The 12,311-nt window shown below is 42.0% G+C and carries 12 protein-coding genes and 1 riboswitch; of the genes, 5 read left to right on the forward strand and 7 right to left on the reverse strand.

Features of this window, described 5'->3' with window-relative positions; all coding sequences use genetic code 11:
- Nucleotides 1-12: 12 nt before the first annotated feature.
- From FS666_RS04630 to FS666_RS04640, 3 genes are all read right to left on the reverse strand, one after another.
- On the reverse strand, nt 13-996 hold the full coding sequence (locus tag FS666_RS04630; protein WP_144460784.1) for an ABC transporter permease: 984 nt from the start codon (nt 994-996) through the stop codon (nt 13-15).
- A gap of 3 nt (nt 997-999) precedes the next feature.
- A complete protein-coding gene (locus FS666_RS04635) occupies nt 1,000-2,523 on the reverse strand; it encodes a sugar ABC transporter ATP-binding protein (protein ID WP_144460783.1) in 1,524 nt (507 codons plus the stop codon).
- Nucleotides 2,524-2,596: 73 nt separating this feature from the next.
- Nucleotides 2,597-3,676, reverse strand: coding sequence for a sugar ABC transporter substrate-binding protein (locus tag FS666_RS04640; RefSeq protein WP_144460782.1), 1,080 nt, complete (start codon nt 3,674-3,676; stop codon nt 2,597-2,599).
- Nucleotides 3,677-4,092: 416 nt separating this feature from the next.
- Between FS666_RS04640 and FS666_RS04645 the strand changes: the two genes are divergently transcribed.
- The 3 genes from FS666_RS04645 (at nt 4,093) to FS666_RS04655 (ending at nt 6,273) form a co-directional block, all read left to right on the forward strand.
- Nucleotides 4,093-4,560: a C40 family peptidase gene (locus FS666_RS04645; protein WP_144460781.1), complete on the forward strand. Its 468-nt coding sequence runs from the start codon at nt 4,093-4,095 to the stop codon at nt 4,558-4,560.
- A gap of 205 nt (nt 4,561-4,765) precedes the next feature.
- Complete coding sequence (locus tag FS666_RS04650) at nt 4,766-5,572, forward strand: hypothetical protein (protein WP_144460780.1); 807 nt, start codon at nt 4,766-4,768, stop codon at nt 5,570-5,572.
- Between the two features lie 128 nt (nt 5,573-5,700).
- On the forward strand, nt 5,701-6,273 hold the full coding sequence (locus tag FS666_RS04655) for an MFS transporter (protein WP_260841937.1): 573 nt from the start codon (nt 5,701-5,703) through the stop codon (nt 6,271-6,273).
- 51 nt (nt 6,274-6,324) lie between these two features.
- On the opposite strand, the gene FS666_RS04660 is transcribed toward FS666_RS04655, so the two are convergent.
- Nucleotides 6,325-6,588 carry a YesK family protein gene (locus FS666_RS04660; protein WP_164876275.1) on the reverse strand — a complete coding sequence of 88 codons (264 nt, stop codon included), beginning with the start codon at nt 6,586-6,588 and terminating at the stop codon, nt 6,325-6,327.
- Nucleotides 6,589-6,790: 202 nt separating this feature from the next.
- Between FS666_RS04660 and FS666_RS04665 the strand changes: the two genes are divergently transcribed.
- Nucleotides 6,791-7,123 (forward strand): DUF3784 domain-containing protein, encoded by a 333-nt coding sequence (locus FS666_RS04665; RefSeq protein ID WP_120069970.1) that lies wholly within the window; start codon nt 6,791-6,793, stop codon nt 7,121-7,123.
- 101 nt (nt 7,124-7,224) lie between these two features.
- Nucleotides 7,225-7,322, forward strand: a riboswitch (TPP riboswitch).
- A 66-nt stretch (nt 7,323-7,388) separates the two neighbouring features.
- Nucleotides 7,389-7,964 (forward strand): energy-coupled thiamine transporter ThiT, encoded by a 576-nt coding sequence (thiT, locus tag FS666_RS04670; protein ID WP_120069967.1) that lies wholly within the window; start codon nt 7,389-7,391, stop codon nt 7,962-7,964.
- Between the two features lie 265 nt (nt 7,965-8,229).
- Here the strand turns inward: thiT and FS666_RS04675 are convergent, their stop codons facing one another.
- The 3 genes from FS666_RS04675 to FS666_RS04685 all read right to left on the reverse strand — a co-directional run bounded on the left by FS666_RS04675 (nt 8,230) and on the right by FS666_RS04685 (nt 11,831).
- The gene (locus tag FS666_RS04675) at nt 8,230-9,825 is read right to left on the reverse strand and encodes an amidohydrolase (protein WP_164876274.1); all 1,596 of its coding nucleotides are present in this window, start codon (nt 9,823-9,825) and stop codon (nt 8,230-8,232) included.
- 57 nt (nt 9,826-9,882) lie between these two features.
- Nucleotides 9,883-10,911 (reverse strand): type 2 isopentenyl-diphosphate Delta-isomerase, encoded by a 1,029-nt coding sequence (gene fni, locus FS666_RS04680; RefSeq protein WP_120069964.1) that lies wholly within the window; start codon nt 10,909-10,911, stop codon nt 9,883-9,885.
- A gap of 107 nt (nt 10,912-11,018) precedes the next feature.
- The gene (locus FS666_RS04685) at nt 11,019-11,831 is read right to left on the reverse strand and encodes a squalene/phytoene synthase family protein (protein WP_120069960.1); all 813 of its coding nucleotides are present in this window, start codon (nt 11,829-11,831) and stop codon (nt 11,019-11,021) included.
- Nucleotides 11,832-12,311 lie beyond the last annotated feature (480 nt).

A 12,311-nucleotide genomic window follows, 5' to 3' on the forward strand; every position in this document is an offset into this window, starting at 1 on the left:
CTCCCCTTCGTTTTATTTACGGTTGTAATAAGTTGAAGCAAGAGCAAGAGCTAACACCATGCCTTTTACTATGTTGAGGGAATAATATGGGACTGACATCATAACAAGTCCATTTTCAAGAATCCCTACCAAAGCAGCACCTATAAAAGTACCAATAGCATTTGGTTTCCCGTTCCCGGCGAAAGAGGATCCAATAAATGCAGCAGCAACTGCTGGCATCAAGTACCCAGCCCCGGAGTTAATTTGTGCAGATCCAAGATAGGAAGCTAATATAATTCCTCCAAGAGCTGCAAATAAAGTCGAGATGACATATGCCAAAGTTTTATACCGATTGACCGGAATCCCGGATAACCGTGCAGCTTCTATATTTCCTCCGATCATATACATATAGCGGCCGTGCTTTGTGTGGTTCAAAAACACATGAACAATCATGACGACCAAAATCATGATGATGATTATCCACGGAGTCTCGCCCATCTTGTCAAAAACAACTGGAAGCTTCCCTTCCGTTGGGGAGCCGTCCAGTCTCGGCATCCCCTCACTGATGGAACCGCCACCAGTATATGTCATGGCAACACCTTCAAAAATGAACATTGTCGACAATGTAGCGAACAGATCTGGAATTTTTATTTTTACAATCAACAGCACATTAATCAGTGCAACGCTCAATGTTAGAACAATGGCTAGAGGAATGGCAATACCTGCCGGTAAGTTGTACCATACAAAAAATGAAACAATCAAAGAACTGGAGAGTGTGGCAGACGATCCTATCGATAGATCGAAACCATCAACTGATAATGACACGGTCAAGCCGATCGCAATAATAGTCACGATAGAAATGCTTCTTAATATATTGATAATATTAGAACTCGTTAAAAATATATCCGGCATAATTATCGTAAAAAAGGCAAGTAAAACTACAATGGCAATGATAGTACCCCATTTGTTTATGGATTGAAGAACGGAAAGGGGTCTCTTCTTTATACTTTTTTCCATTGATTAATTTCCCCCAGTTGAATAATACATAACTTCTTCTTCAGTCGCTTCCCTTGTTTCTAATTCCTTAACGACACGGTTATCATACATGACATAGATTCTGTCTGTAATGGCCATTATTTCTGATAGTTCACTAGAAGCATATATAACACCCTTTTGATCATTTGCCAGGTCACTAATCAAATCAAAAATCTCTTTTTTGGCGCCCACATCGACCCCCTTTGTCGGTTCATCAAAAATATAGATTTCTGCATTCGATAACAACCACTTACCGACAGCAACCTTTTGCTGATTCCCTCCGGACAGCAAAGATACTTTCTGTCTCTCATTCGGGGTTTTAATACCTAGCGATCCAATCATTTTCTGAGCCGTGTTTCTTTCTAACATCGGTTGTAAAACACCCGTGGCCGTTGTATATTTGTTCAGGCTTGCCGCAGTGAGATTCGTGTAGACGGGCTCATCCACAAGGACCCCTTCCTTTCGCCGCTCTTCTGGAACCAATGCCAAGCCTTGTATTACGGCATGGTGAGGTGATCTTATGTTCAAAGACTTGCCATATAGCTTAACAGCTCCGGAGTCTATTTGATGGGCACCAAAAATTGTTTTGCATAGCTCAGTTTTTCCGGCGCCTACTAGACCAGCAATCCCTACAATTTCACCTTTCCTTACATGGAGACTTACGTCATTTACTTTTCCTTCTTTATCATTCAAGCTATTTATCTCAAATATAGTCTCATTCCCTATTTTTCTGTCAGCCCTGGTGAATTCTTCTTCGAATGTCTTACCCAACATCAGTTCAACAACTTGCTGGGTCGTTAAATCGCTAATAGGCTGGCTTGTCACAACCTTTCCATCTTTCATAATGGTGATGTCTTCACAGATTTCAAAAAGCTCGGGAAGCCTGTGAGAGATGAATATTACACCAATATTCTGATTTTCCGCCAAATCCTTTATAATCCTAAAAAGTTCTTTTGTTTCCCTATTACTTAAAGGAGCTGTCGGCTCATCAAGAATTAAAAACTTCCTTTCTTTAACAATAGATCTTGCAATCAAGATCATTTGCTTATCCGCTAAATCCAATTGAGATACGATTTTTTTCGTATCAATCTTAATATTTAGCCTTTCCAAAACCTTATTGGCCTCATAATGTATGTTTCTCCAATTTATTATTTGTCTTTTGCCCATATCATTAACGATCATGTCTAACATGATATTTTCGCCGACTGTTAAATGGGGAATAAGAGCTGTATCTACTTCCTGGTAAACAATATCAATCCCTAGATCTTTCCCGTCTTTTGGAGTTTTAATAATAACTTCTTCATTATTAAAGGAGATTTTCCCAGTGTAATGATTATAAGCACCTGACAAGACTTTCATTAAGGTTGATTTACCTGCTCCGTTCGCTCCGATTAATGCGCGGATGGAGCCTGTTTCCATTTCAAAGTGGACATCTGTCAGTGCCTTTACTCCTGGAAATTCTATATTGATATTTTCCATTTTTAGTAGTGTTTTTTCAGATTTTTCCATATGCTCACCTATTTAAGTTTTGATTACCAGATTGTAGAAAAGGAAGAATGGGCCATTCTTCCTTTTCCATTGATTAATTTTCTCTGAGCTTCTTCATCCAGTCTTCGTTGAAGTCATCGGACTCTCCCCAACCTTCGACTACTTCTGCCAAACTATCCATCGTCGTTTCAGACGACAAATCTTCTTTTTTAATCAATTTCGGTTCAAGCGCATATGTTTCCGGTGTATCTTCACCTGCAATCTTCTTTGCTAACAAACGCATATTCATTACACCGATTAAGTAGGGATCAACAGCAGCTGTAGATTCCCATGTGCTCCCCTCTTCCAGCATCATGTTAATATCCTGATTGGAGATATCAATTGAGACCAATTTAATATCAGACCGTTTATTATCTTTAAGCGCTTTGAATCCTCCTTTAGCCATTTCATCCCAAGATCCCCAAATAACATCCACTTTTCCTTCCGGATACTTGCTTAAGATTGAGCTAACACCTGAGGCAATATCCCCTTGAACATTTTGCATATTGGACGGCCCAATCGTTTCTAACGTTTTAATCTTGCCTTCTTTTTCATATTTTTTATAAATCTCTTCCCTGCTATCAAGAGGCGGTAATCCTCCAAACCATAATTTAATGACATTAACAGGCTCCCCACCTTTTGTGTAACTGGCAACTTCATCGAGGCTAAGCTCGGCCAATTTATGGTCGTTTTGGGCAGTATATGTAACCCCTTCCAATTTTTCGCCGTTTTTAACAGCGACGGTATCAAACGTTACAACCTTTATTCCCTTATCTAAGGCCGGCTTAATCATATCGTATGAATACGATTCCTTGCCATGAGAAATAACGAGTCCATCATAATTTTTCTGAATAGCTTGTGATACAAGGTTTTGGAACTTTGCATCATCCCCATCCGAAATAAACGTGTCTACTTTAAAGCCTAAGCCTTCTCCTTCACTTCTGGCTCCATCTAAAAATTGCTTCGTATGGTCATCCGAAGGGAGATTCCTGATTACAGCAACTTTAACGTCTCCCTGAACACTCTCCGGTACACCTTCAATTTTTTCTTTTGGTTTGGATTGGGTACTTTCTTTACTCCCGCAGCCTGCTATCACCAGCAACAACAATAAAAATAACAAGAAACATTTTCTCAACTAGATAACCCCCTGAATTAATACTTTTTATTTACCTCACAGCAATTACTAAACTTTTTGACTATCAATAACCCCCTTTTGCATGGAAGCGTATCCAAAAGCAACAAAACCTTTTCAAACATACACAAATGAACACATACTTTTGATATAAAATGTTTGTTGTTAACAACATATTAACACTAATTAACAAATAGTCAATATATTTTTAATGTATAATCTAGTTGAATTAAATTATTAATGTAAATAGTCCTACTCTAAATAAAATTAACAAGACTTCCTCCATATATGCTTTTTCCATTCCGGCGCATCCGTAATACATTTGTTACATAACTGAAAAACAAAGTCACAATTTGTCGTGTTATGCTATATCTAACATAAACAAGAAAATGCTGGAGTTTCAGGGGGAAAGTGCTAGAATGACGATGTTAAAAAAAGCTTTGGTTTCTTTATTCGCCGTTATCATATTCGCAGCAGTGATCACTCAACCTATAAATACCGCAAGTGCAGCAAGCAAACCAACAGGATCGGCCATTGTGAAAGAAAGTAAAAAGTACTTGGGCGTCCGATACAAGTATGGCGGAACGACTCCAAAAGGCTTCGACTGTTCAGGCTTTACTTCCTATACCTTTAAGAAAAAGAACGTCAAGCTTCCAAGAACGGCAGCTGAGCAATATAAAAAAGGAAAGTCTGTCAGCAAAAAGAACTTGAAATCCGGAGATCTCGTATTCTTTAAAACAACTTCCAAGAAAAAAGTTACACACGTCGGAATTTACATAGGGAACAATAAATTTATCCACTCTGCAGGAAAAGGTGTATCCATTACATCCATCAATGATCCTTATTATTGGAAATCCAAATATGCGGGTGCAAAAAGGGTACTTTAACTCCCTTTTTCATTAAAACAGACAGCGACGATTTGAACTCTCGCTGTCTGTTTTTTTGTATGGATTTCTTCCAAAATCAAACCCTCTCCTTCCATCAGTATCCTTTACCCCAACAATATCTGTATACCTCGAAGTTGTTTCATTCCATTCATCAAGGGAAAAGTAAACCAGATGCACTTACTTGGCTTCAAGGAGGATTGCACTGATGAAAAAAATGCTGCAAACTGGCCTTCTATTGTCTCTAATTTTACTGGCAGGCGCATGTTCTAATAATGCCACGACACCTGGCAAAAAACCTGCCGCTGATCAGAACCAAACGGAAAAAGCAGGTGAAGGTGAGGCCAAAGAAGCTACAGACGAGGTGGACAACTCGAACCACAGTATGACACAAGCAGAAGTCATCGAGGCCGTGAAAGACCAATTCCATACAAACTTAACGATCAAGCTTCCAAATGAACTCCCCCTGAATAATGGCAAGCACCTGACGGCAACAACTAAATCGGATGAAAATCGTTACTCGGTTGTTTTTTTTCAAAGTGATGAGCCGATACCGATCAATAATGAAGAACTGGTCAATGACAGTGGTGCAGCTGACCGGATAGCCCGGATAGATGTAAAAAAATACGAAAGCCAAGAAGCTGCAGATGAGGAAATAGCTTTTGAGAATTTCAGTGAAATTGGCGGACAACCAACTGACCTGGGACATCATATAACGGGTTATCAAGATGCAGGTGCTGGTTCTGTATGGACAAGCTGGAATGAAGGACGCTGGGCTCTTTCATCACACGCATTTACCAATAATGGTGAAGAAGGAACGGCTCTCGCCCGTGATGCCGTACAATTTTTGGAGGACCACACACTTCCTGTTCCAAAACCGCATGGACATGCCTTTCTTGATGCGGAAGGAAAGAACACCCGGATCCTGTGGCAGGACGGCCAGGTAGTCTACGCCATCGACCAAGTGAGCAACCCGATGGATGCACTGAAGATAGCCACTGCATTTGAAAAATGAGAGAAATGTGATTTGAAAAAAGTACCGTTTATTAATAGTTACACTTTTTTTGCCTCCTTTGGATATGCTTTATCCGAAGGGGACTTTTTGCTAATTGCCAATTCTTCGACTTTTTTGAGAAAAAGGCAATACCTGTCGGCTTTCTCGCTTGTCTGACAGGCCTTTCATATGCAAGCATTCTATCTTATTTATCCATCTATGCCCAAGGAAAAAATCTGCTGAGCATGACAAGTACCTTTTTCCTCGTCTTTGCCGCTGTCATGCTTCTTGCAAGACCGTTCACAGGCAGGTTGTTTGATCTGAAAGGACCTCAATACGTCCTGTACCCCGGATTGGTTTTATTCATCGCCGGGCTGATTATGCTGGCATATACAAGCTCGGCCGCCACATTTTTGACCGCCGGTGCATTGATCGGGCTTGGATACGGATCTTTAGTGCCGAGTATGCAGACGCTTGCCATTCAATCCACGAGTATCGAGCGAAGCGGGTATGCCACCGCCACTTTTTACACTTTCTTCGATGGCGGAATTGCGCTTGGTTCATATATTTTCGGGATCATTACCGCAGCAAACGGTTATCAATCGATTTATTTGATTTCCAGTGCGCTCGTGTGCTGCGTCTTTATATTGCTTATGATTTTAAATCCGAATAAACAAGATGGAAAAGCGGCGGACGCCGTAAAGGAAGTGGAGAGTTTTTAAGGGGGCTGTCTAAAAAGCCCCTAAAATAAATCAAGGGGTTATTTTTAGAGTTTAATGTTTTTTTACTTTTGATATTTTTATAGATATATAAAAGGACAAGATGGTAAAAATAAGGATTGTAAACGCACAAATACCATATGCGGCACCTTCAAAACCTCTAATCTCAAAACTTATGATGAATATGATGATTGATGCCAATAAACCTAAATAAGATGGAATTTTTGCTAAAACTGCTGACTTTTTATTTAGAAGTAAGGTTAGAAGAATGATCACGACACCAACGATACTACCTGTACTAACTGGACCGGATAACAAACAAACCACTCCCCATTTTTTAATTTAATTACTCTAATAATACCAAAGGTTTGAAAAGGTAAGAACTGTAAAATGATTATTCTTTGGAATAACCCCAATTTAACTTTGTTTTCTTTTGATTTACTTTTTTATCGGCCAAACCTTGTGCCGCAGTTGGTATAATAATCAGGAGCATGAAATTTATACGAGAGAGGCTGCTGCTATGACCGGATTCATTATAAATATTATCATTCTCATTCCATTCCTCATTTTCGCCGTCATACTGTCAAAAGGGAAAGGCGCATTTTTGATTGCCGGCTACAATACGAAGTCTGACAGTGAAAAAGCCCAATATGACGAAACGGCGTTGTGTAAATTTATGGGCAAAATAATGTACGGCATTTGTTTTAGTATCTTGCTGTGGGGATTAAGTGAAGCTTTGGAAAACCAGTTACTGTTCATTTTGGGTCTTATTTTATTTATTATCATCGTTATTTTTGCCATTGTGTATATGAATACCGGGAGCCGGTTTAAAAGAAAATCTGATGGCAGATAACGGCCCTCTTTATCTCCATTCCTAGTTCGAGTGAATCTCCTCTCAATAACAGAGATTGCATTTTATTCAAAATATACTACAATAAAGGTAGAAATTTGAATCGGCGTACCAAGGGGAGCTTTTTGCTGAGAGCGGACTCGTTCCGGACCCTTTGAACCTGTTAGATAATGCTAGCGCAGGGATGGTATATAAACGGCAATAAGATTATCATTGCCGTTGTTCCCCTATGGTTACGGTCGGTCATCATATCATAGGGGGTTTTTTTATGGGAAGAGAAAAGATGTCATTACGTGCACTGATGGAGGTATCGATTTTTGCGGCATTTGCAATGATGCTTGATATGATCCCATCCGTTCAAATAACGCCGGCAATTAAGTTTTCAGTTTCCATGGTACCCATTTTTATCGTGTCGCTTCGCTGGGGAATAAAGGCCGGGTTTGCTTCAGGATTTTTGTGGGGCCTGCTGCAAATTGTAACAGGGGATGCTGCCGGACAAATTTTGACGCCTCTTCAAGGATTAATTGAATATTTTATTGCATTCAGTTTTATTGGTGCAGCAGGATTGCTTGCACCTGCTATAAAAAATGTTTTGAAATCTGAAGGAAAAGTCATGCTAGTCTTGTTATTATTAAGTGCTGTATTGATTGGCGGCGCTGCAAGATATATTTGGCACTTCATCGCCGGAATCATTTTCTGGGGGCAGTACGCACCTCCAGGCCAATCTGCTTTTCTTTACTCACTCATCGCAAACGGCACTTCTTGCATTGCCTCTTCCTTAGCTTGCTTTATTGTGATTGCATTGCTTACCACAACAGCACCTCGTCTGCTGCAAGTGAAATGAAGAATAAGTGCAGTTGCTTTAATCAGTTCCAATGGAAGCCAGTCGATTCCCACATGTCTCACTAAGTTTTTCTATAAAAACTTTGATTTGACTAAGCTGCAATCGGGCGTGATTTGTTGAGCAAAAGATAAAAGGGCAATACATATTTTACATGACTAATATGTATTGCCCTTTATTTTTTTGACTTTCTACGATTTAGGCCTTGATAACACGAACTCAAGTATTTTTTTGGTTACATGACAGCAGCAACAAGGACCCTTTCCCTTCAGACCCTCGTCTTCTGATATACCATTTCTCCGCCCATATACGTTTCTTCTACGTTCATGCTGCTAATTTCGGCTTTGTCCGCCTTAAAGATATCTTTTTCAAGAACGATGAAGTCAGCATGGTATCCCGGAGCAAGCCTGCCAACGAAAGGAATCCGGGTAACTTCCTGTGCCGCTTTCGTATAAAGCTCGACCGCTGTTTCAAGCGGAATGCCCTGCTCCTGTCCAATATCTGTCCCGTTGTAAGCCTTCCTGTTCACGGCCGCTTCCAGTCCGACAAATGGATTCACGGGATCATCCCATGCAGTGGCAGGCGCATCTGATGAAAAAGCCACTTGAATTCCTTTTTCCAGAATGGCTTTGACCGGGTAAGATTTTCTCGAACGTTCTTCACCTAAATTGTTCAGGTAGCTTTCTATTTCGGCATATAAAAAAATGGGCTGGGTCACAAAGGCGATTCCGGACTCAGCTGCACGCCGGAGTGCCTGCTCCGTCGGCAGCGACACATGTTCGATTCGAACAGATGGGGCCCCATCCAGCCAATCGGCTTTTTTGTAAAACGTATCAACGACCTGGTCAATGGCCTGTTCCCCCATTGCGTGAACGGCCAATTGGATACCGTATTTTTTTGCCGCTTCCCCTGCTGCCAGCAGCTCCTCTTGACAGGTTGTAGAAATCCCGAAATTTTCACCGTCTCCCAGAAATGCGGGGTTTACCCAAGCTGTCTGGCCGGAAATACTGCCGTCGGCAAATAATTTAATTCCAGCGATATAAACAGGCTGTTCCCTGTCAAAAATGGCCGGCTCATGCAGGTCAAACTGCTGGAACGCATCCCAATTGTAATAGAGGGCCGCCCTTTGCTTCAGCCCTTTTTTCCTTGCAGCTTTATATAAATCATAATAATCGATAGGGTTATGCTCTCCCATCATCTCTGTAATGCCAGTAACACCCTTGGCAAGAAATGTGTCACTGTATTCCGCCAGCAATGCGGCCTTTTGTTCAAGGCTTTTTACAGGCATTTTACTTTTCACTAAATCGGCTGCACTTTCACGCAGTACACCTGTCGGCTCTCCCAGTTTATCACGATCAATTTTTCCGCCTGGAGGATCTGGCGTATCCCTTGTTATTCCGGCAATTTCCAAAGCTTTGCTGTTCACGGTAAGAATATGGGTGCATGTCCGTGTCAAAACAATCGGGATATCACTGGCCGCCTGGTCCAAGTCATGCCTGTTCGGCGCCCTGCCTTCATCCAATTTGCCTTCATCATACCCCCAGCCTTCTATCCATGAATCAGGTCCTTGCCCTTTGAGCCGCTTCTTCAACGCTTGAACCATGCCTGAAATGGATGTCACTCCCGGCGGCGTGCATGCAAGCTGCTTCGATGTTTCCGCAAGCAGCAACGGATGAAGATGGGCATCAATGAACCCGGGAAGTACGCGGCGACCTTCCAAATCATACTTCTCTCCCTGAACAGGAGGCATATCCTCCTCTTTTCCAACCCAAGTAACAATTCCATTACTGACGATCATAGCATTGGCCTCTTTGTTTTTCTGATCCGCTGTAAAAAATTTTCCGTTCATGAAAATGCGATTCAATTTGCAACCCTCCAAATAGAGCAATATGCATCAATTTTCGAGGCCCTCATACCACTATCATCGTTCTTTCAGGCGGGGAGTTCCTTTCAATTCTTGAATTGTCGACGCTCCGATTCCGAACATCGACATCCGAAGTTCCATTTCGCGGATTTTCATTACTTCAATAACATCTTCCGGGCTTTGGGTCGCTTCTTTCAGAATGGATCGCCCGAATCCGACCAGGTCGGCACCCAACGCGATAGTCTTGGCGCCATCCAGCCCCGTCTGCATCCCGCCGCTGGCAATCAGCGGACGGTCCCCAATTTCTCCGCGGACCAGCTTGATCGATTCCACCGTCGGAATCCCCCATTCGCTGAAGCTTTGCGCGGCAGCCCGCCGGATGGGATCTTTGGCACGGAACTTTTCCACCTGGCTCCAGGATGTGCCTCCAGCTCCGGCCACGTCGATAAACGCCACACCGGCCTCAGCTAACTTTTTGGCTGTCTGGCCATCGATGCCCCATCCAACTTCCTTGATTCCGACCGGAACCTCCAGCGTGCTGCACAATTGTTCAATCTTCTTTAATAACCCTTTAAAATTCGTATCTCCCTTTTCCTGAATCACTTCTTGGATGCTGTTCAAATGAAGGACGAGCATATCCGCCTCAGTCATCCCGATAATTTTCCTGCATTCTTCGACACCGTATCCGTAATTGAGCTGAACAGCACCAAGGTTTGCAATAACAGGGACACTCGGTGCGTACTTCCTCATCATGAAAGAGGAGGAATGTCCGTCGCTGTCGAGCAGTGCCCGGGTGGATCCGAGCGCAAGCACCCACCCCCGTTCTTCGGCCGCTGCGGCCAAGTTCCGGTTAATCGTCTCGGCAAGGGCTGTCCCGCCCGTCATGGAACTGATGAGAAACGGCGTTTTGCATTCAAAGCCGAGGAATGTGGTTTCAATGGAGATTTCGTCAAAAGCGATTTCGGGGAGCGCATTGTGGATGAACGTAAACGACTCTAATCCTGTGGAAATCGACTCCCCTGTAACCTTTTCATTCAAAGTGATTTGAATATGCTCAGATTTCCTTTGCTCGATTGAGTTGGCCAACGCCAACACCTGCCTTATCATCAATATTCTTACAGATTTCGCAGCCGCTCCATAGGGGAGACGGGGATTAATAAATCTAAAGCGTTCTCTGCACCTGAAACATGGAATTAACTGATTTGAACTTCTTCTACCGTTTGTTCTACTTCTGCACGTGTGATTTTTTCCCGTCCCTCTTTCATCGCTTTTAACGTTTTCTGAGCCAGGGCAAGCGGCAGACGGCAGAATAATAAAATGCTTTTCTTTTTTAGAAACTTCATATATTCATCTGCCTTTGCCAAGTTTACCTCTGCATATTCAAATAGCTTTGCACGATTCCAGCCGTCGGGTACGAAGCTTACACCACGTTCATCCCAATCTTCCTTTTCATTGCGCAAAATGTTTACGGCCTGAAGCCCGCGCCCATAACCAATGGCAAGTTCCCGGTCTGTTTTTTCTTCGCCATAATGCTCCCAAAGGTCCGACAGCATGACTCCAACAAGTCCTGCAACGTAATATGTGTAGTCATCCAAATCTTCACATGTGCGGATATCCCAGTTTGCTTTTGCCCATTTTGCCATACCAAATGCCATTTCAGAAGCAGCGTTCGTAACGATTGGCAGGGCATCTTTTGGACAAGCTTGCAGCCATTCTTCTAAACGAAGTGTAACTTCGGGCATTTGATCTTTTGTCCGTCCAAGAATTCTTAAATACTCTTGGTTATCAAATGGTTGTTTAAATAATTCGCTTACTTTCATTAAGATCGTGCATTTTACATCATTGTCCAATTCTTCATGGTCTTCAATTTCATCAATTGCCCGAAATACTAAATAAGCAGCTGCAACCGAATACTTTAACTCCTTTTGCAAAAAAGTAATCGGAATATAAAATGTACGACTCGTCTCTTTCAGCATACGCATAGCATCTTTCGGAAATCCACTCATTCTTTTTCCGTACCTCCTATTTAAATCTGGCTATAAATATCGTATCTTAATTTTTTAAAAAACACACGAAAACATACAATAAACGGAGTTGTTCCCTGATCTGGTGTATTACTATATTATCTCATATCCCGGCATTGGTTTAAACAAGGATAAAGGATATAATAAACGCCCTCTATCAGGGTTCACTTATCTTTTTTTAAACAAAAACAGGCTGCCCCATCATAAATGAGATAACCTGTAAACGTTGATATAACGCCGATATTAAAGTATTGAAAATTGCGGAGGTCTACGCGCACCTTCTTTAAGGCACTGTTACCCCTTTAGAGAGAACTTGATCTTATCCATTTTCCAGAAAACGATTTCATTGAATTGACACAATTTCATCGAAAGGTATATCAGAGGATATTATTAATTGCGCTCGGCGGAATAAGTAATCCCAATTCCTCATAGAAGTGTATATCCCCCTCCGAATCAAATGCG

The sequence above is a fragment of the Siminovitchia fortis genome (assembly GCF_007681465.1).
Taxonomy (GTDB): domain Bacteria; phylum Bacillota; class Bacilli; order Bacillales; family Bacillaceae_C; genus Siminovitchia; species Siminovitchia fortis.

Bases quoted from the DNA above. Each gene is read 5' to 3' on its own strand.
- FS666_RS04650 (WP_144460780.1), top strand. From the start codon at position 4,766: ATGAAAAAAATGCTGCAAACTGGCCTTCTATTGTCTCTAATTTTACTG.
- FS666_RS04635 (WP_144460783.1), bottom strand. From the start codon at position 2,523: ATGGAAAAATCTGAAAAAACACTACTAAAAATGGAAAATATCAATATA.
- FS666_RS04665 (WP_120069970.1), top strand. From the start codon at position 6,791: ATGACCGGATTCATTATAAATATTATCATTCTCATTCCATTCCTCATT.
- thiT (WP_120069967.1), top strand. From the start codon at position 7,389: ATGGGAAGAGAAAAGATGTCATTACGTGCACTGATGGAGGTATCGATT.
- FS666_RS04685 (WP_120069960.1), bottom strand. From the start codon at position 11,831: ATGAGTGGATTTCCGAAAGATGCTATGCGTATGCTGAAAGAGACGAGT.
- FS666_RS04645 (WP_144460781.1), top strand. From the start codon at position 4,093: ATGACGATGTTAAAAAAAGCTTTGGTTTCTTTATTCGCCGTTATCATA.
- FS666_RS04630 (WP_144460784.1), bottom strand. From the start codon at position 996: ATGGAAAAAAGTATAAAGAAGAGACCCCTTTCCGTTCTTCAATCCATA.